Source organism: Pedobacter africanus (assembly GCF_040548825.1).
GTDB classification, from domain to species: Bacteria; Bacteroidota; Bacteroidia; order Sphingobacteriales; family Sphingobacteriaceae; genus Pedobacter; species Pedobacter africanus_A.
In genome coordinates this window covers 37,247-56,177 of sequence record NZ_JBEPSL010000002.1, presented here as the reverse complement: position 1 = coordinate 56,177, position 18,931 = coordinate 37,247, and the positions used below count along the sequence as shown (strand labels likewise).

At 42.8% G+C, this 18,931-nt stretch carries 15 protein-coding genes; 14 read left to right on the top strand and 1 reads right to left on the bottom strand.

The window, feature by feature from the left end:
- The first annotated feature begins 35 nt into the window (after nucleotides 1–35).
- From ABIE26_RS10465 to ABIE26_RS10435, 7 genes are all read left to right on the top strand, one after another.
- A complete protein-coding gene (locus ABIE26_RS10465; protein WP_310143323.1) occupies nucleotides 36–488 on the top strand; it encodes a protein-disulfide reductase DsbD domain-containing protein in 453 nt (150 codons plus the stop codon).
- A 157-nt stretch (nucleotides 489–645) separates the two neighbouring features.
- Nucleotides 646–1,863: a TlpA disulfide reductase family protein gene (locus ABIE26_RS10460; RefSeq protein ID WP_310143324.1), complete on the top strand. Its 1,218-nt coding sequence runs from the start codon at nucleotides 646–648 to the stop codon at nucleotides 1,861–1,863.
- Between the two features lie 138 nt (nucleotides 1,864–2,001).
- The gene (locus ABIE26_RS10455; RefSeq protein WP_310143326.1) at nucleotides 2,002–2,577 is read left to right on the top strand and encodes an RNA polymerase sigma-70 factor; all 576 of its coding nucleotides are present in this window, start codon (nucleotides 2,002–2,004) and stop codon (nucleotides 2,575–2,577) included.
- A gap of 62 nt (nucleotides 2,578–2,639) precedes the next feature.
- The gene (locus ABIE26_RS10450; RefSeq protein ID WP_310143329.1) at nucleotides 2,640–3,767 is read left to right on the top strand and encodes a FecR family protein; all 1,128 of its coding nucleotides are present in this window, start codon (nucleotides 2,640–2,642) and stop codon (nucleotides 3,765–3,767) included.
- Nucleotides 3,768–3,846: 79 nt separating this feature from the next.
- A complete protein-coding gene (locus tag ABIE26_RS10445) occupies nucleotides 3,847–5,352 on the top strand; it encodes a hypothetical protein (protein ID WP_310143332.1) in 1,506 nt (501 codons plus the stop codon).
- A complete protein-coding gene (locus ABIE26_RS10440; RefSeq protein ID WP_310143334.1) occupies nucleotides 5,352–5,852 on the top strand; it encodes a protein-disulfide reductase DsbD domain-containing protein in 501 nt (166 codons plus the stop codon). Before ABIE26_RS10445 ends, ABIE26_RS10440 begins: the two co-directional genes overlap by 1 nt.
- Nucleotides 5,853–5,943: 91 nt before the next feature.
- Entirely contained in the window at nucleotides 5,944–6,666 is a 723-nt protein-coding gene (locus ABIE26_RS10435) for an AAA family ATPase (RefSeq protein WP_310143335.1), read from the top strand.
- Nucleotides 6,667–7,089: 423 nt separating this feature from the next.
- On the opposite strand, the gene ABIE26_RS10430 is transcribed toward ABIE26_RS10435, so the two are convergent.
- A complete protein-coding gene (locus ABIE26_RS10430; protein ID WP_310143338.1) occupies nucleotides 7,090–8,109 on the bottom strand; it encodes a hypothetical protein in 1,020 nt (339 codons plus the stop codon).
- A 300-nt stretch (nucleotides 8,110–8,409) separates the two neighbouring features.
- On the opposite strand from ABIE26_RS10430, the gene ABIE26_RS10425 reads away from it, so the two are divergent.
- From ABIE26_RS10425 to ABIE26_RS10395, 7 genes are all read left to right on the top strand, one after another.
- On the top strand, nucleotides 8,410–9,240 hold the full coding sequence (locus ABIE26_RS10425) for a biotin/lipoyl-containing protein (RefSeq protein WP_310143340.1): 831 nt from the start codon (nucleotides 8,410–8,412) through the stop codon (nucleotides 9,238–9,240).
- Between the two features lie 98 nt (nucleotides 9,241–9,338).
- The gene (locus tag ABIE26_RS10420; RefSeq protein ID WP_310143343.1) at nucleotides 9,339–9,920 is read left to right on the top strand and encodes an RNA polymerase sigma factor; all 582 of its coding nucleotides are present in this window, start codon (nucleotides 9,339–9,341) and stop codon (nucleotides 9,918–9,920) included.
- Between the two features lie 78 nt (nucleotides 9,921–9,998).
- Nucleotides 9,999–11,156 (top strand): FecR family protein, encoded by a 1,158-nt coding sequence (locus ABIE26_RS10415; protein WP_354375577.1) that lies wholly within the window; start codon nucleotides 9,999–10,001, stop codon nucleotides 11,154–11,156.
- A 124-nt stretch (nucleotides 11,157–11,280) separates the two neighbouring features.
- Entirely contained in the window at nucleotides 11,281–14,958 is a 3,678-nt protein-coding gene (locus ABIE26_RS10410; RefSeq protein WP_310143346.1) for a SusC/RagA family TonB-linked outer membrane protein, read from the top strand.
- Nucleotides 14,959–14,969: 11 nt separating this feature from the next.
- Nucleotides 14,970–16,553, top strand: coding sequence for a RagB/SusD family nutrient uptake outer membrane protein (locus ABIE26_RS10405; RefSeq protein ID WP_310143347.1), 1,584 nt, complete (start codon nucleotides 14,970–14,972; stop codon nucleotides 16,551–16,553).
- 10 nt (nucleotides 16,554–16,563) lie between these two features.
- Nucleotides 16,564–17,487, top strand: a complete 924-nt coding sequence (locus ABIE26_RS10400) for a hypothetical protein (protein WP_310143349.1) — start codon at nucleotides 16,564–16,566, stop codon at nucleotides 17,485–17,487.
- Between the two features lie 58 nt (nucleotides 17,488–17,545).
- Nucleotides 17,546–18,892 (top strand): TlpA family protein disulfide reductase, encoded by a 1,347-nt coding sequence (locus ABIE26_RS10395; RefSeq protein WP_310143351.1) that lies wholly within the window; start codon nucleotides 17,546–17,548, stop codon nucleotides 18,890–18,892.
- Nucleotides 18,893–18,931: the final 39 nt, after the last annotated feature.

Below are 18,931 nucleotides of genomic sequence, written 5' to 3'. Positions count from 1 at the left end.
CGTTATTTTAGCTAAATAATAAACTGATAAAACGAATGAAAAAACTGATCATGGCCCTACTGCTGCTTACTTCGGTACAGTTGGTAAAGGCCCAAATGGTAGATCCGGTAAAATGGAGCTATGCAGCAAAAAAAGTAAGCGCAACAGAAGCTGTTGTGTACCTTAAAGCAACTATTGAAGAGGGCTGGCACCTGTATTCGCAGGATATTGCCGATGGTGGCCCTACCAAAACCGTATTTACTTTTGCCCCTTCGGCTCAGTATGCACTTGTTGGAAAAACCCTGGAATCTAAACCGATTGTAAAGTTTGAAAAGATGTTCGACATGCAGGTGAAATATTTTGAAAAAACGGCTGTTTTTCAACAAAAGGTAAAGTTGAAATCTAAAAACCAGACCACGGTTAAGGGAAGCGTTAACTTTGGTGCCTGCGATGACACCAGTTGCATACCACCAAAGGATGTACAATTTAGCGTAACCATTAAATCGTAAAAACGGAAAAAAATTGAAAAAGCCGGATACAATCTTTATCCGGCTTTTTTGCAGGCCCTAAAACCTTTTTTCAGTTTCTTGTAGTCTCTAACCTGCTCAGTGTTGTCTTTATTGTATAAGGCTGATTTGCCTTACTAACAAAAAACATAAAAAAACAATGAGACTATTAAAAACATTAACTACAGCTGCTGTACTTTGTATAGCCGGAGCAGCTTTGGGGCAGCAGGCAAAGGTAAAGGGCTTGCAAACAACTGTAAAAGCCCTATCGGGTTTTGATTATGAAATTTCCGGAAAGTTTCCGGGTGCAGAAAAAATCCTGCTATCGGGAGATAGATACGGAGGCGTATTGCTAGACAGTGCACAAAATCCCGATGGAAGTTTTGTCTTTAAAGGAAAGGCAAAAACTGTTTCGCTTGGCGCGCTCATCGTTGAAAACAAGAAAAAAATGTTTAGTGAATATTTCCCTGTGTTTATTGAACCCGGTAAAATAAAGGTAAAGCTGTATGAAGGAGGAAAACAGATAGAGGCTAAGGGAAGCACCAACAACGACATCATGACTGTAGTGGAAGCTGAAAATAAAGCCTTTTGGTTTGACCTTTCCAGCATTTACGACTCGCTGAACTATGCTTCTATGCGGATGTCGCAAATACGTAAGGCAGATGTAGTGGACAAAGATTCTATAGCCTATTATGAAAGCCTGTACAAAAGAATGGGAGCCGCCGCGGCCCCATATATTGCAGCACGCAATGAAAAATTAAAAGTAGCATTTAAAAAATACCCCAAAACTTATTTTACAGCCTATAATGCCCTGAATTCAGGTGTTTTTGATGAGACCACCTTAAAAAGCATGTATGCGGGTTTTGACGATAAGATAAAGAAAAGCGCCATAGGCAAAGAATGGGATACGCAGCTGTTTAATGTGAAAAAGATAACCGATGGGGTTACAGCCCCCGAATTTGCTGTGCCGGATGCCGAAGGCAAACAGGTTAGGCTGAGTGATTTCAAAGGTAAATATGTACTGCTTGATTTCTGGGCTACCTGGTGCGGCCCATGCCGCGCAGGTAACCCGCATTTGATTTCTGTTTACAAGAAGTACAAAGATCAGGGCCTGGAGTTTATCGGCATTTCTGATGACGACAACAACATAGCCGGCTGGAAAAAAGCAATCAAAGACGATGGGATTGGACTCTGGCCGCAGGTGCTCAGAAACCGGGGTAAACAAAATGACAAGGGCGAGAGTATAGACCTTTCCGGTTTATACGAAGTAGGGGGCTATCCTACCAAGATCCTGATTGACAAAGAAGGCAAAATTGTGCATCAGTTTGCTGACGATGCCGAACTGGATGCGATGTTGAGCCAGATCTTCAGACAATAAACGATTTAAAAATATATCAGCTCCTGGTAGCGGGTATCTGATCAAAAGAATGGGCCGGATAACAGACTTATCCGGCTATCTTTTTGATGGGGTAAAAATAATTCCCTATTATTGGCACTGTTAAACCGAGAGGCCTGAATGAAACAATTGATTCATAAAAGTGATGAAGAACTGCTGCAGGTTTTGCAGCAGGGCAACAGGCAGGCCTACGAAGTAATTTATGACCGTTACTGGCAGATCCTTTTCCGGTTTGCGCGCAAGATGATGCAGGACGAAAGTGCTGCAAAAGATGTAGTGCAGGATGTTTTTACCACCTTGTGGATCAAATCTGCAGAGAAGAATATCAGGCCCCCGCTGGCTGCCTTTCTTTATACACTTATCCGAAACAAAATTCTCGACAGGATAAAACATTCCAAAGTAGAGGCGAAGTATCTTGATTCCCTAAAGCAGGTCATGAGCCTTAGCGAGGCGCTGCCCGACAGGATGTATATTGAAAAAGAACTTTACGATCAGATAGAAAAAGAAATCAGCCAATTGCCCGAAAAAATGCGGATCATTTTTGAAAAGAGCCGCAAGGAATATAAATCCAACCAGGAAATTGCCGAAGAACTTTCCATTTCAAATAAGACCGTCAGGAACCAGCTCAGCAATGCTGTTCGTATCCTTAGGAACAAGTTTGGGGATTCAGCACATATCTTTTTAACTTTTTTTTAGGATAACCGGGACTTTCTTCCGGTGTGTTCGTTATACCATTTAATTAATGGCATAATAAGCGAATGGAAGAAAAGTACCTGCGGGAAAAGGAATTGCTGGAACGTTACAGGAAAGGGTTGTGCAGTCCGGCTGAGCAGCTGCTGGTAGACAACTGGTTTAACCAACAGGCCCGGGCCATGGACAACGATACTAGCCCCGTAGCTGCGGATATACGGAATGAGATCTGGAAAAAACTCCCGGTGGCGGCTAAACAGACCACTGTTAAGCTATGGCCCCGTATTGCAGTGGCTGCATCTGTGGCATTGATACTGATTGCTGCTCTGCTGTTTTACAACACACCTTATTCCACAAAATTTACTTACAAAAACGAGGTGCCGCCAGGAAAAACGGGTGCAATGCTGACACTTGCCGACGGTCGAAAAATAGTGCTGAACGATGCTGCAAGCGGGCAGCTTGCCGAAGAAGCCGGTATAAGCATCAGCAAATCGGCAAATGGGCAACTGGTGTATAGGCTTACTGAATCTCCCAGGGGCGATGAACAAAATAAAATCAATACCATAAGTACTGCCATAGGCGAAACTTATCAGGTTCAATTATCCGATAGTTCGAAGGTATGGTTAAATGCGGGCTCTGCTTTAACCTTTGCATCTCATTTGGACCATAGAGGAAAACGCAGGGTTAAACTAAAAGGAGAGGGTTATTTTGAAGTGGCAAAAAATAAAATGCATCCTTTCATTGTTGAAACCGAAGGACAGGAAATTGAGGTGCTGGGTACTCATTTTAATGTAAACAGCTACAAAAATGAAGGCAGTGTTAAAACGACCCTTGTTGAAGGAAGTGTACGGGTGCGGCAAACCGCGGCTGCCAGGAATGAAGTGGTCTTAAAACCTGGCCAGCAGGCAACGAACAACCTCAAAGACTTAAAGGTTAGCGCTGTTGACGCAAAGGAAGTATTGGACTGGAAGAATGATGGCTTTGCTTTCAACGAGGGCGATTTTGCAGCTGCGATGCGAAAGATAGCGAGATGGTATAACGTAGAGATTATCTATGACCCTGCAGCTACTAAAAAAATGGAAATCGGTGGTTTTATTTCCCGGAAAAATAACCTGTCTGTGGTTTTGAAATTTATAGAATCAACCGGACAGGTCAGGTTTACAGTTGAAGGAAGGAGGGTTTTAGTAAAAAATTAGCATTGAAAGAACTTTAACCTACACCCAGGCCACAGCCTGGCCGACTCTATAGATAGAACTTAATTATGATGAAAATAAGATGAACAGAATTTTAAAATTAATGATGCTGGCCCTGCTTGTATGTGCAGCGCCACTCTACGCACAGCAGCGCTCGCTAAGCCCGGTAAAAGTACTCTTTGTAGGTTACGACCCGGCCAAGCCCATGCCGGAAGCCAAACGGTCGTATCCGGGAATGATGGCTGAAAAGGAATTCAAAGCCGAATATCCTTTACGCATGCCCGCTTTTAAGGCATTGCTGGGTCAGTATTTTGCGGAGGTAAAAACCGTCGATTGCCGCGACTGGAAACCGGCCGATTCAGAACCTTATGATGTAACCATCTTTGATTTTGCAACTACCGCTTTAGAGCCCGCAAAACAGGAAAAAGATGAAAAGGGAAACATGAAATATATATCTGCCCGGTATTTGCCGGATAATTTTTCCAAACCGGTTATTTTTATGGCCAGTACCGCCGACGAAATGGGACGCAGGATAGGACTTAAGCTGGACTGGTTGTGCCTTTGCCTGGATGCCGATGCACATCATCTGAATGCAAACCATGCCATCTTTAAAGGCCCCCTGGAAAAGGTAGTGCCAACCATGCAGAACAAAAAAACACCGGATGGGGTATTTCATTACACTACGGGAGCTGGCATTCCAAAAGAAATCCCAATGTGGAGGGTGCAAAAAGAGGGTTATCTGGATGGTACCGGGGCACGTATAGGCCTGGTATCTCGTGGGAACAGGTTTACAGAATCGCCAGATGCGGAAATGATCTCAAGTGGGGTATGCCAGAAAGATGTGGGTGCAGTAGCCCTGGGCAGGCATGGTAACTTCTTTTTGTGGGGCTTTGGCGCATCACCCGCCGATATGACTGAAGAAGCAAAGAAAGTATTTGTAAATGCAGTGGCCTATATGAAACAATTTAATGGCAGAACACCTATTGCCAGGAAATATAACGACCGCATGGCCACTACCAATGATGTAAAAGAAATCATAGACAATGCCTCAAAGGAAAGCTACGATGATTACGTGACCCAGATAAAATCCTTTAATGAAGCAAATGCAAAACAAAATAAAAAACTGAACGATAAAAAAGCAGCAGGTGAAAAGCTGACGCGCGAAGAAGAGGAATCCCTGCAGTATATTGGTCACCCGCAGGAAATAGAATCATGGGATAGCTATTTGAAAGGCAGAATGGGGAAATATGCGGCCAAATTTAGTACGGATGCAGTAGCTTTTCAAAAATACATGACTGCCAATCTGCCTTATATATACTGCAATCCAGATGGCTTCTATGATTATACGATCGACGAGGATGTACAGCAGATCGGTATCTCCAATCATAGCATCAAACTGCTTGATGCCTGCATTGCTATGCTCAAAAAAGGGGAAAAAACAGAGCTGGCTTTAAGGGTTCTGAAAAAATACACGGGCGAAAACTTTACTACTGCAAAGGAATGGGGAAGCTGGCTTTCCAGAAACAGGAGCAAACTGTTTTTCTCAGAAACAAATGGCTATAGGTTTATGATCAATACTTACAGTTAATGAAAAAGCTGATCGGATTTTTAATGATCTTCTCACTGGCCGGACTGTGCGCAAATGCACAGTCGGCCTTTGATAAAAAAATTGCAGCAGCGGTGAAGCAGCTGGAATGTACAGCGCCCGACCAGGAGGTTCCGGTTACGCTGAATGCTAAACTGCTGACCGAGCAGGACAGCATGGCGGTAATTGTAAAAGTAAAAATGGCCGCTGGCTGGCATATTTACCAATATGTACCTTCTACTATGCCTTATATCCCTATTGAGCATGTTTTAAAGCTGCCAGAAGGTCTGGAACCCGCAGGTAAATGGGAGCGGAGTAAGCCTTCTCCTTCTGCCAACGATCCTGGTGTGCTGATTTATGAAAACGAAGCAGTGTTTATACACAAGCTGTTCCGCAAGGCGAAAACCACAGGTATTATTCAGGCAGGTTTGTATTACCAGACCTGTGATTTGCGTCAGTGCCTGCCCCCGGTTGAAAAGGTATTTGACCTGCCTAATCCATGAGCGTAACATCTGGGCCCCTGCTTTTGCTAAAACTGGTCTACCGTGGTGATGAAAAGATAAGGTACCTTTGTGTGGCAATAGATAGAAGGAAATGAACATATACGACCTGGTAATCAACGATAAGGAGAAGGTTACTTTAAATGATATCATCCTGGAGGAAAACAACAGGCAAAAGTTTGTGCAACTCATTAAGGAACACGCCTATATTGAAGAATTAAGCCGTTACGGACTGCCCGTAAACAACAAAATATTGCTTCAGGGCAGTTCGGGTTGCGGCAAAACGATGACTGCAAAGGCCATTGCAAACGCCTTGGGAAAGAACATTCTGATACTTAATTTAAGTAATGTGGTTTGTTCGCGTATTGGTGAAACTTCGCAAAACATCAAACAGGTATTTGATCAGGCTGCCAGGGAAAAAGCCGTTTTGTTCCTGGATGAGTTTGACCAGATCGGAAAGGCTAGGGGTAGCGACGATAAAGATGTTGGCGAAATGAGAAGATTGGTAAATACCCTGATCCAGCTGATCGATTATTACCCTGAAAGCGCCTTGTTGTTATGTGCTACCAATCATCCCGAGATTATTGATACTGCATTGTTAAGACGGTTTCAGCTGCGTGTAAACTTTGAAATGCCCGCATCCGAAACTCTGGATGCCTATTACGATAAGCTTTTATCCCGGTTTCCGGAGGAATTGCAACATATAGAACGTAAATACAACATTTCCTACGCAGAAGCCAGAGACCATACATTTACTTTAGTAAAAGGAGCATTGATCAAAGAATTGGAGGAAAAGGAAAAAGGCGTAGAAGCATGAGCTAATACGCCTTTTTGTACAGCATGAAAGTATGCTCAGCTTATTTCCCGGAGTTTAAAGGGATTTTGTTCAGAAGGCCTGTGATTGGCCCCTTCACACCTATTTTGCGGTTAAAGAAAACAGAGACCAAAACAAGAATGATAAGACATGCCAAAGTAAGCATATAGCTAAATCTGATCAATACCTTACACCAGCTTATTGCAAAGAACCTAAGAGGCGAAGCGCTGATGAAAGTTTTGGGGAAATATCTGAAATAAGATCAGGTTGGTGGCGTGTTCTTGGGCACAACCTTATGATTACCACACACCAATTATCGGGCAAATCAAAGCCTGATCAAGGATTGCTTGGGATTTTGTTCGGAAAAGCGCTGCTTTACCCGAAGGAATCCCAAGCCAGTTCCGAAGCAATTCTTGAATGATTAGTTTATTTACCGAGATCAATTTCATCTTCAAATCTATTTCCATTTCTTGTACCAATGGCCTCTATTTCTTCGATTGTAAGGCCGGTACCCTTAGCAATATCAGCTATTGCCACACCCATGTTTTTAAAGTTACGGGCAATTTCAATAGCTTCTTCATGGCGGCCTATGGCTTCTCCTTCAGCCCTTCCTTTCTCGATACCCTCATTTTTTGCTCTATCCATTAATATTTCTTTGACGCCCATTGGTGTTGTTCTTCCTGTTAATAATTCTACTTCTTGTTCAAATTTAGCCATCATTTCACGGTTTTCAAAATTTACATAATAAGCAAGAAAGTCCATGATTTTAATATGTTTGGACTTGCCTACTTTTCTTTTTATCAGTTCTTTGGTCAGATCGAGTTTGATTTGCTTTAAATCCTCGTCATCTACATTTTTATTTTTCAGTGCCATCAGTACCACCAGGGCAACCACTGCAAAAGGGTTTGCATTGGAGCGTAAGGTCTGTTCATCCTGATCTAAGACTTTATAGGTATTAAACTCATATTTTATCTTGGTGCCCAGAAATTCCTCGTTGTAAAATTTAGGGTGAAAATTTTTGTCATCGTCAATTAATACAGCAAATGCACTGATCGAAACATTATGCTTGTCTTTTGCTCTGTAGAAATACCTGAACATCCGGGCGCGTAAATCTTCATGGCCTTTGTGGCCTTGTATTTCCACGTGTATCAGTACGAATTTAGGCTCGCCGTTTTTTAAATGCACTTTAACCAATTTATCTACAAAGCGTACCCCTGCAGCTCCTTCTTCGGGTGGAAATAAGCGATTGAACTCTTTATCCAGAAATTCGAATTTCTTTTTCATGTCAAACAGTTCATCTGCATTGGGGAAAAAAAACCGTAAAAAATCATCAAATACATCTTCTAAGATTCCTTTCCAGAGTTCGTCGTCCCGTTTTCTTGGTTTTGAATATTGCGATGTACTTTCTTTTATAAGAGAGGTTAGAGGGTCAGTTTGTTCCAGCATTGTAGTTAGTTTGATGTCTCAAACCTAAGCCCTTGTTTTTCAGTTAGCAAAACTATTTTCATTTCCGGAACACGTCCGGAAATGGGTGTGTTTTTTAGAATCGGATTTTGTTTGAGGGAATTTTAGACGGCCAAACCGAATAATATTTTTTTTTGCCTTTTCAATGATAGCTATTGCCTTTCGGCCGATTCGCGATTTAAATCAAGGAGGGTTAGGTAGCAACAATAGTTTTATCAGAACATTTGCTGTGCATATGATTACAGACTGGCAAATAATCTCTATTTTCGATTAGCCAATGTTATGCAAGATTATTATAAAATACATGCTGATGCACTTCAGTACTTCAAAAAGGAAGTACGAAACGCCTTTGCTGCTATCTGCAGCGACTTCGGCTTAAGGGAAGAAAAGGTGATCCTGAGGGATACAGATAATTTATTTCAGGTAACGTTTTCCAGTAGTGCAATACGTATTGTGGTAAAAGGTATTAACTGGGGCATGAATATAGCTATCGATTTTGGACTTAATACCAAGGGGAGTAACTTATATAGCATTTTGCAACTGATAAAAGAACGAAAACCTGAAATACCGGTTGCTGGCAATCAGATTGATCAACTTTTCGGATATGCACATTACCTTGGTACTTATGCCGTAGATATTCTGCGGGGTGAAACCACCTTTTTTTATGAGCAGGAAGCTTTGAAAAAGCAGGAGCAGGAAAATGCCCGGAAAGTCATGGAGGCCGAAGCTGCCAGGAAACTTGCTGAAGGTTATTTAAAAATTGATACGCCCACTAAAGAGCTGATCTGGCGAAAGCCCCGTCCATTGCTAACAACTTATAATAGTACTAAAGATAAATTTCCGAATAGCTTTGAAGTGGTATTCAATCCCGGTGATTTATTGGGTTACTCGCAATATGGAGAAGCTATCATTAGTGATTGGAAAATAGATCTGGGTGAGATCGTTAGGAAAGATGAAGTAATTTGTGAAATAAGTACCGACAAAGTTTCAGTTGAAGTTGTTGCGCCCCATACTGGTCGGCTTATTTGGTTACTGGAAGAAGGTATTGCACTTGAATCTTCAACTTGTATTGCGTTATGCGATCCAGAGGCTGTTATTACAGATAAGATATGAGGAAAACTGCTACCGCCTGAAGTCCCGCTCGCTAAGATTTTAATAGCTGCATCTATGAACTTTTTATTACATTCACATTCAGAAAAAATTAGAGGAAAATGTCTTTCAGTGATGAACAGCAGCTTTTGGTGGATTTGCGGGCAGGAGATGCCAATGCATTTCATAGCATTTACGAGATTTATGCCCCTCGTTTAACGTCAAAACTGATTCAGCTTTTAAGATCCGAAGAATTAGCTGAAGATGTACTGCAGGATATTTTTACTAAAATATGGGAAATCCGTAAAACCATAGATCCGGGACAAAATTTTGCTGCATTCCTGTATAAGATGGCTGCTAATCGTTCAAAAAATGTTTTCCGAAGAAATGTATACGATGAATTGATGCGCAATGAAATGGGGCAGGATACGGGGTACAATCCCATTGAAGACGCCATGAATGAACTGGAAGCAAAAAAAATGCTTGATGCAGCATTGGATAAACTGACTCCGCGCCAACGTGAAGTCTACACGCTGCATAAACTGGAAGGGCTTAGCTATCAGGAAATCAGCGAGCGCTTAAAAATTAGCTCATCAGCTATCAATCATCACATACAGGAGGCGGGTAAAAAATTAAGAATGGCATTAAAAGATTATCATTTTGATATTTTAATCCTCTTATTGTCAGTGTTATTGAAAAAATAATTTTTTCAGGGGTGCTAATTTTTGTCTTTCGTGTGTATTTAATGGTATAGGGCGCAAAAAGGGCAGCTACATTGGTTAATGGGACAAGACAATAATATACAGATACTATTCAGGAAATATATTGAGATGACACTCAATCGGGAGGAGTTGGCCCAATTGAATGATATCCTGAGTAGAGAAGACAGCCAGGAATATTTCGATGAATTGATGCAGGAACATTTTCAGAGTTATTTAAAGAATACTGCTGAATTGGAATTAAAAGCACAGGTTATCCAAAGGCGTGCCTGGGAAAAGATAGAAAAAAATATTCCTCAAGTGCAAAAACCTAAACGCTATCTTTTTGGATGGTCTAGGATTGCGGCTGCAGCTGCACTGTTTTTTATCATTTCTGTAACCATATATTTTTTTAACCAGCAAACTTCGGTTAGCACAGATCAATATGTGCATAGTCATGACATCAGACCAGGAACCAGTCGTGCTACATTAATTGCCTCAAACGGAACCAGATTTGAGTTGGATGGTTCCAAACAGGAAATTGTTGTGGACCATTCTTCTGTTCATTATACAGACGGAGAAAAGCTTGCGTATGCGGAGCCAGGCCAGAACATTACTTTGAATACGCCTAAAGGTGGGGAGTACCGTGTGGTTTTAAGTGATGGCACTAAAGTATGGTTAAATGCTGCTTCTTCTTTATCCTATCCGACAAGTTTTACAGGTAAAGAGCGGATCGTAAAACTCGAAGGTGAGGCATATTTCGAGGTGGCCCATAATCCCAGACATCCCTTCATTGTAAGTACCGGGGAACAACAGGTCAAAGTGTTGGGAACGAGTTTCAATGTTAATGCCTACCAAAATGAGCACAGAACCGTTACAACTTTACTTAACGGAAGTGTTCAGTTGAGCAGCTCCGGGGCTGCTTCTACCACACAGCTGCATCCTGGTGAGCAGGCCATATTTGATCGGTCCGGCTTCGAGGTGGACAAGGTTGATGCTGCGCTTTATGCGGCCTGGAAGGATGGTGAATTCCGCTTTAAAGCCACACCGCTGATTGAGGCCCTCCGGCAGGTGGAGCGCTGGTACGATCTGGAAATCGACTATACAGGAATTCCGGCTGGTATACAGATTCATGCATCAATAAGCAGACATAAACAATTATCCACCGTCTTACATGCGCTCGAAAAAATAAGTGATTTAAAATTTATCGTTAAAGGGAGGAGAGTAGAACTTATGCAGTAAAATATTTACTTTAATCGTTCGGAGCAGCACTTAAAATAGCTGAAGGTGGGGTAACACCTCCAGCTGGGGCAGTTCCGATATTTAAAATTATCTAAACAATCAAACAACTAACCACTACAAATTTATGAACTATTTCCTTTTCCACAAGGACGAGGGGAGGTGTGCAGCACCCAGAGAGCAATTAAAACTAACTACCCTGAGCACATTACCCATATTGATAAAGTTTTTACTTGTTTTATCTGTCTTCCTTTCACTCCAGTTGTTCAACGAACTGAAGGCACAGACGGTTTCGCTTGACCTTAAGAATGCATCCTTTGTAAAAGCAACGGAAGCCATCAGCAAGCAGACCAAATATGATTTTTCTTACAATGACCGGATCCTGAAGAAAACAAAGCCCGTCACTTTGAAATTGACGAATGAGCCATTGGCCAGTGCTTTGAAAAAGCTCTTTGCTACGCAGCCATTGAGTTACGAAATCAAGGATGGTGTGATCATCATTTACGATAACAAGTCGGACCTGGTTTCACCTTCAACTGGTTTCGATAGCCCGGTTACAGGTAAAGTTACCACCGGAGATGGTAAAGCGCTGGATGGTGCTACCATCAAGGTAAAAGGAAGCGATTACAGCACCCGGACAGACAAGAATGGAAATTTCGTGATTCCCGGTAAGTATGCCAATGAAACCCTGGAGATCCGTATGATTGGTTATGCTACACTTGAAATAGGAGCTCAGCGCGCCCGCGTGGTAACGCTGAACATGCAGGCCTCAGAACTGAACGAAGTGAATGTCGTGGTTAAAACCGGTTATCAGGACATTGACCGCAGAAAATTGACCAGTGCAGTAACAACCATCAAAATGGACGACATCCTGACCCCAGGCATCAACACCATAGACAAACTATTGGAAGGCAGGGTACCCGGAATGATCTTAATGCAAAATTCAGGACAAGTTGGTGCCGCTCCAAAGATGAGAATTCGCGGAACCTCTACCATTCTGGGCAACCGGGAACCGCTTTGGGTTCTGGATGGTATTGTATTAACAGATCCTGTCAATGTAGATCCTGCCCAGATCAATGACCTGGATTTTGTAAACTTATTGGGTAATGCCATTTCCGGTCTTAATCCGGAAGACATTGAACAGATTGACGTGTTGAAAGATGCATCAGCCACTGCCCTATATGGTGCAAAGGCAGGAAATGGAGTAATTGTCATTACAACCAAAAAAGGTAAAATAGGCAAACCTATGATTTCCTATTCTATGACTTCGGGTTTTGCGCGTCGGCCCAGATATTCTGATCGCGGGATGTACATGATGAATTCAGCCGAGCGGATGGATGTTTCCAAAGAAATGGTGGAGCGTAAGATGCAGTACAATAGTGTTACGCAATGGGCAGGTTACGAGGCAATCTTGCAGGACTACTATGCTGGCGGGGTTAGTTATGATGAGTTCAAACGCCAGAGTGATTATTATGCGGGTATAAATACCGACTGGATGGGCTTGCTTACCAGAGATGCTTTCTCGCAAACCCATACCCTTAGTCTATCAGGCGGCTCTCCGGATGTTAAATATTATTCTTCTATTGGCTACCAGAATGAAAACGGGGTTATCAAAGGAGAGAATAATAAGCGGTACTCTGCAATGCTGAATATCACAGCAGATTACAAAAAGTTCATGGCGCAGATCTCTTTCACGGGTAATTATTCGATCAGAAATTATGCCCCTGCTGATTTGGGTATCATGAATTACGCTTACAACACCAGCCGGACCATTCCAGCTTATAATCCAGATGGAAGCTTGTTCTACTACCCGCGTACAAATACCTTTAATTTGAATTACAATTACAATATCCTGAATGAGCGCGATAACAGTAATGACCAGTCTGAAGGAATCGGTGCCAATATAAAGGGAGTGCTCAGGTACAGGGCTTTTAAGGGCTTCGATGTAGAGGGGATTTTTGCTTATGGCATTACCAACACCAACCGTGAATTGTATTATACCAAAAATTCCTACTATATTTTCAAATTGAGGTCTGATCAAACTGCGAGAAACGACATGGCTCCAATAGGCGGGGAGTTGACCAAAAATGAAACCAGAAACAACAATTATACCGCACGTTTACAATCCAATTATACGACCACTCTTGGAGAGGCAGGTAAGCATGTGCTGACTTTCGCAGCAGGTATCGAAGCCAAGTCCTCAGAATATAAAGGTTTCAACATCGCCAGAAGGGGATATTTTCCGGAGATGGGAGGCTACTTCGATTACATACCGTCTGCAACCTATACCGGATATTACCAACAATGGATGCAGGATAAACTTGCGTTAGGTACTTTTGACCGTACCTTAACTAATGAACTGGCCTGGTATGGTACCGGAGGTTACTCCTGGGACAACCGTTACATGCTCAATGTTCACATCAGGGGAGAACAATCCAATCTTTTTGGCAGAAGATCCAATAATAGCTTTCTGCCGATTTGGGCTGTTTCCGGACGTTGGAACATGAAAAATGACATTGTTCAGGACGTTTCATGGGTGAATGACCTGGCCCTGAAAGGTTCGTGGGGATGGCAGGGCAATATGCTGCCAGGCCAGGGCGCCAACATGGTCATCCAGCAGCAACCGGTAACCAATGGTTACTACAATTCCCAATATTCTACCATTAAAAATTTTCCTAACCCGGATCTCAGATGGGAGCGTACCGCCTCATCAAACGCGGAACTTGAATTCTCCTTGTTTGGAGCAAAACTCAATGGTTCTGTCGGTTTTTTCTACAAAAAGACTAAAGATGCCTTCCTGAACAAAGTGGTTTCTGAAATCAATGGCGTACAAACGTATGTGATCAACAGTGGCACCCTGGAAAATAAAGGAGTTGAATTAACCTTTAGAATTACGGCCATTGACGATGCCGGCCTGAATAAAGCCCGCCGTGGATTTGTATGGAGGTTTGATCCCCAATTGGGACAGGTATTGAACAAAGTACTGAATCGTGTAATTAACAACCGGAATAATGTCTTGCTCGACAATGTCACTTACAACAATTTCCTGGACGGATCAATACAGCTTGCAGGCAAACCGATCAATACCTTTTATTCTTATAAATTTAAAGGCTTAAGCCCTGTAGACGGATCGCCTATTTTCTATGGTGCAGAAGCTGAACTGGCAGACCAATACCGCAACCAGTACTCCCAAATGAAGAAGGAAGACGTATACCTGGCCGTAATGAGCGAGTCCGGTCGCAGGGAACCTTTCATCCAGGGAGGTATCTCCAACTATTTCGGATACCGTAATTTTGGTCTGTCTTTCAATGTGACTTATTCATTGGGTAACAAGATCCGGATGCTGAAAATTGCTTCTGGATACGGTACAAATATTGCCTATCCGCAACAAAATCTGCGTAAGGAGTTTGTTTACAGGTGGCGCCGCCCTGGCGACGAAGCTTATACCAATATCCCAGGGCTTCAGGCAGATAATTTAGTCAATCAACCCTGGTGGTCCGTTTATCCTGCCTCACAGTATCAATTTGCAGGTAGTGTGTACGACATGTACGATAACTCAGATATCAGATTGGTGAGCGGCGACCATGTCAAGCTTCAGTCCGCTTCATTCAGGTATAACGTACCCGAAGCCTTTGCGAAGAAATTGGGATTGGGTACTGCTTACTTAAGCATCACTGGCACCAACCTATTCATTTTGAGCAATAAAATGCTCAAAGGTCAGGATCCTTCACAATCTGGTTCCGCACCCAATATCAATCTGTCTGTGAGACCAACTTATACAGGTAGTATCAATGTATCATTTTAAATTATAGGGACATGAAAAAAAATATTTTTATGCTTTTAGCCTTTGTGCTGTTGATGAGCTCGTGTAAAAAATTCCTGGAGGAATATTCCCGGGATCTAAAATATGCGGAAACCACAGATGACTTAAATAGACTAATGATCGGGGAGGCTTTTCTTCCCAGCTATTCATTTGGCGTTTCAAGTCAGTCTACAATCACGACACTCAATGCAGAATCCGGACTCCTGGCACCCTGGCTGCACGTCATGGACGACGACAGTGAACTATCACTTGCAGACTACGTAGAGCCAGCTGAACAAACCCCCCGGCATATGCTCTCTGGCTTTCACAATTGGGCCCAGGCCCCGAATGTCAATATTTTAAAACTCATCTGGGAAGAAACCTTTTGGAGAAAAGTCTACAAAAGGATCGGGGCATTAAATGCCATCATCTTTGAGGCAGAGAACCTGGCGGGCAAGAATCCAGAGGACCTAACCCTGAAGCACATCAGGGGCGAAGCATTCTTCCTGCGTGCTTATTATTACTTTGTACTTCAGAATATCTATGGTTCCCCTTACCGGAAAAGTACAGCAATGACCGATGAGGGCGTGCCGTTGAAAATTTCTGAAAAAATCCAGGATGAGTATTTCAAACGCAGCAACAATGAATCGGTCTACCAGCAGATCATCTCAGACCTGGAGCAGGCCGCAATCTTCCTGCAGGGATACAATCCGGCAACGAAGATTCGTGTAGGAATTGCTACAGTAAAAGCCCTTCAAAGCCGGGTTTATTTGTACACAGAGCAATATGACAAAGCATTGGAAGTTACCAGCGATTATGACAACCTGGGTTATAGTTTAATAGATCTGAATCAATACGCTGACAATACCAATTTCACCTACCGTGGTTCTACAGAGTCTATTTTTACAATGGGGCCCAACTCTGTACCCGCTGTATTTCTGACAGACTCTACCAATACTTTTAATGGCAATGACAACAGGGCTTCCTCATTTAAGGTTTCCAATGGTTTAGCTGAGGCCTACACAACCGATGACATGCGGCGCACTGCTTTCTTTAGGAGAACAGCTAAAAGTAAGGCCTGGCTACCAGGAAAGTACCGTACTTTTCAAACCTTCAACGATCCGGTTCAGGTTTCCTGCATCTTCTCCTTCCGTTATGCCGAAATCTTACTTAACCGTGCAGAAGCCTTTGCTATGATAGGTTCCGATGCGGAAGCAAGAACCGAAATACAGAAACTCCGTATTAAAAGGCTGAGAAATGCAAGCCTGGCTCAGCTTCCACAATCCAATGAGGCTTTGGTATTGTTCATTAGAGAGGAACGCCGTCGTGAACTGTGCTTTGAAGGGCATCGTTGGTTTGATCTGAGGAGATATGCCGTCAATTCCAGATACCCTCTGCCATCCGGTTTTAGCATTAAGCATCCTAACTATACTTACGATGCGCAGACGAAGACCTATACACCAGCCGGGAGCTACGTCCTGGATTCCTTTGCGCAAGATGCCGCAGCCTGGCAAGTGCCCATTCCAGACTATGCCATCGATTTCAACAGGGGCTCGCTAACCAATCCTGTCCGGCCCATACGCAGTGTTCAACCTTAAAACTTAACACATGAAAAGCAAACTATATATTGCAATTCTGGTGCTTTCAATAGGTATGATTGCATGCAGAAAGGAAGAAACTACCGTTTTTCCTGACTATGATAAAAACTGGCTGGTTGTGGAAGACAATCCAGCTGATGCCACTACTCACGCCAGGTTTGAGTTCTATAAAGAAACGGGTATCCCATTTTACATCAATGATACCATTGGCACCCAACAGAGGAAAGACCTGTTTGGAAAGGAATTTACTTATTATGAGGTTTTGTCCAAAAACTACGCTCTTGGAGTTGAACAGGTAGGGGCACCACCTCTGGTACAGAATTTTAAATACTGTACTAAGCCAGATGTGCCAGCTGCCCTGGCTTATTTGAGATCCGACATCATGCCTTTGCTGCCAAAAAATGTCCACGTACCCAGTATCTTGTTATTGGAATCTTTTAGCAGCAATGCCTTCGGTACTTATGCCTTTAAAGCCTTCAATACCGTTTTGATTGGCGAAGCTTCGAAGATTCCCGGCATGAACGCGGCAACCAAAGCCCGTTTCAAAGCGGCAATCATGCGGGCCATGATTACCAATACGGTCCTGAGCGGAAAGTACAATGATATCCTGGATAGATTTTATGGTGTGAGCCGCAGGTTTGTTACCACACGCGACATCTATTACATGGGAACCTGGCAATTCTCCCAATTTGTTACGGGTTTGCCAGCAGGAACCGTGGCTACGCTACAGACGTTGGGTTTCATTTCCAACGATCCAAGAAATGCCTCTTACACGCCCTATACGACCTGGATAGATGTGTCCATTTATTTAGAGGCAGCCTTTGCGAATACTGATGCGCAATTCAGACAGCTTTATGGCAGTTATCCGAATATCATGACTAAGTATGGATACATCCGTCAGATCCTGGCAGATATGAATATCCCTGTGCAATAACCCAATCAATTAACTAACGGGGCATAGCCAAACAGCTATGCCTATATTAAATCATAGAATGAAAAAAACAAGTATTTTATTAGCGATGCTGGCCATGTCGGCATCGTCCTGGGCTCAGAATGCCGTATTGAAAGGCAAGTTTCGTTATGAGATGCCCAACCATCAGAATGCCAGCAGTATATTTTTTACCAAAGCTGAGAATGGAGACCTCTCTGTAATAGCTGAGCCCGCAACTGATAAAGCCGATGGGGCGTTCCGTACAGCAGTGACACCGGCAGACCAGAATACCATCCGCTTTATAGGAGCTTTTGACGAACATTATCCTGTTTATCTGCGTAAAGGTGAAGAGCTAACTGTAGAGGCCGCCGACGGACTGGTTACCTATGCTGGAAAACTAAGTAAGGAAAATAAAGTGTTTTCTGATTGGTACAAAATGACTGCTCCGATCCGTAAGTATGGCTACACTAAAAATGCACGCCTGCTCCCTACGGATAGGCTGGCGAAACTGCTGGATTCTTTGGCAGGGCCAGTTGAAAACTTCGTAAAAAACATCAACACTGGAAATGCTGTCTTTGATAAGGAAGCAAAACATATGCTGCCTTACAGCTATAAATTTGATTTGGTGATGCCATTTGCCATGGGCGTTGGTTTCGAAAATAAAAGTAAATACCCTGTAAAGTATGTCAATTGGTTCAAAAACGAGAATTTTTCTGATAAAGGTTTATGGGACTTGCCATTTGCTTTTAGGTACATGCAATATTTCGCCTTTGCCAAACACATCATTTACAATCAGGAACAAGGTATTTCCGGAGAGATGCTGCCTCCGGAAATCAGTGACAAAAGTCTGAGGGCCAATTATATCCTGGCCTATGCGGAAAAGGGTGCATCACAAGACAGGGTTGCCTTTCTTAAAAAATATGAAGGTGATATGCTGAACGACGAGCAGCGCACTAAAATGAAAATGTTTAAGGTACGTGCTGGTGTTCAGGTTGCCGGAGGTGATTGGATTGATTTCAGCTATCCAGACCGCAATGGTAAAATGCACAAATTATCGGATAACCTGGGCAAGGTAGTATTGATTGACGTTTGGGCAACCTGGTGCAAGCCTTGTTTAGCAGAACAACCCGCTCTGGAAGCCCTGGAAAAATCTTTTGAAGGAAAGGATGTAGTGTTTATCAGTCTGTCTATCGACACCGATAAAGCCAAATGGAAACAAATGATAGAAGAGGAGAAGCTGTCCGGGTTGCACTTGTATTCCAATAATCAAGGTGCATTTCTAAAGGATTATGAAGTGGAAAGTGTTCCACGCTTCATCTTATTCGACAAGAATGGAAAAACTGTAAGTTTTAATGCAGCAAGGCCTTCGGATCCCAAATTGAAGGAGCTGATTACTTCTAAACTATAATTTATATAAAATGAAACCACCATGAGTCTAAACACCCAA

Coding starts and splice junctions, on each gene's coding strand:
- ABIE26_RS10465 (WP_310143323.1), top strand. CDS start 36: ATGAAAAAACTGATCATGGCCCTACTGCTGCTTACTTCGGTACAGTTG.
- ABIE26_RS10420 (WP_310143343.1), top strand. CDS start 9,339: ATGTCTTTCAGTGATGAACAGCAGCTTTTGGTGGATTTGCGGGCAGGA.
- ABIE26_RS10405 (WP_310143347.1), top strand. CDS start 14,970: ATGAAAAAAAATATTTTTATGCTTTTAGCCTTTGTGCTGTTGATGAGC.
- ABIE26_RS10400 (WP_310143349.1), top strand. CDS start 16,564: ATGAAAAGCAAACTATATATTGCAATTCTGGTGCTTTCAATAGGTATG.
- ABIE26_RS10450 (WP_310143329.1), top strand. CDS start 2,640: ATGGAAGAAAAGTACCTGCGGGAAAAGGAATTGCTGGAACGTTACAGG.
- ABIE26_RS10460 (WP_310143324.1), top strand. CDS start 646: ATGAGACTATTAAAAACATTAACTACAGCTGCTGTACTTTGTATAGCC.
- ABIE26_RS10435 (WP_310143335.1), top strand. CDS start 5,944: ATGAACATATACGACCTGGTAATCAACGATAAGGAGAAGGTTACTTTA.
- ABIE26_RS10415 (WP_354375577.1), top strand. CDS start 9,999: ATGGGACAAGACAATAATATACAGATACTATTCAGGAAATATATTGAG.
- ABIE26_RS10430 (WP_310143338.1), bottom strand. CDS start 8,109: ATGCTGGAACAAACTGACCCTCTAACCTCTCTTATAAAAGAAAGTACA.
- ABIE26_RS10445 (WP_310143332.1), top strand. CDS start 3,847: ATGAACAGAATTTTAAAATTAATGATGCTGGCCCTGCTTGTATGTGCA.
- ABIE26_RS10425 (WP_310143340.1), top strand. CDS start 8,410: ATGCAAGATTATTATAAAATACATGCTGATGCACTTCAGTACTTCAAA.
- ABIE26_RS10410 (WP_310143346.1), top strand. CDS start 11,281: ATGAACTATTTCCTTTTCCACAAGGACGAGGGGAGGTGTGCAGCACCC.
- ABIE26_RS10455 (WP_310143326.1), top strand. CDS start 2,002: ATGAAACAATTGATTCATAAAAGTGATGAAGAACTGCTGCAGGTTTTG.
- ABIE26_RS10440 (WP_310143334.1), top strand. CDS start 5,352: ATGAAAAAGCTGATCGGATTTTTAATGATCTTCTCACTGGCCGGACTG.
- ABIE26_RS10395 (WP_310143351.1), top strand. CDS start 17,546: ATGAAAAAAACAAGTATTTTATTAGCGATGCTGGCCATGTCGGCATCG.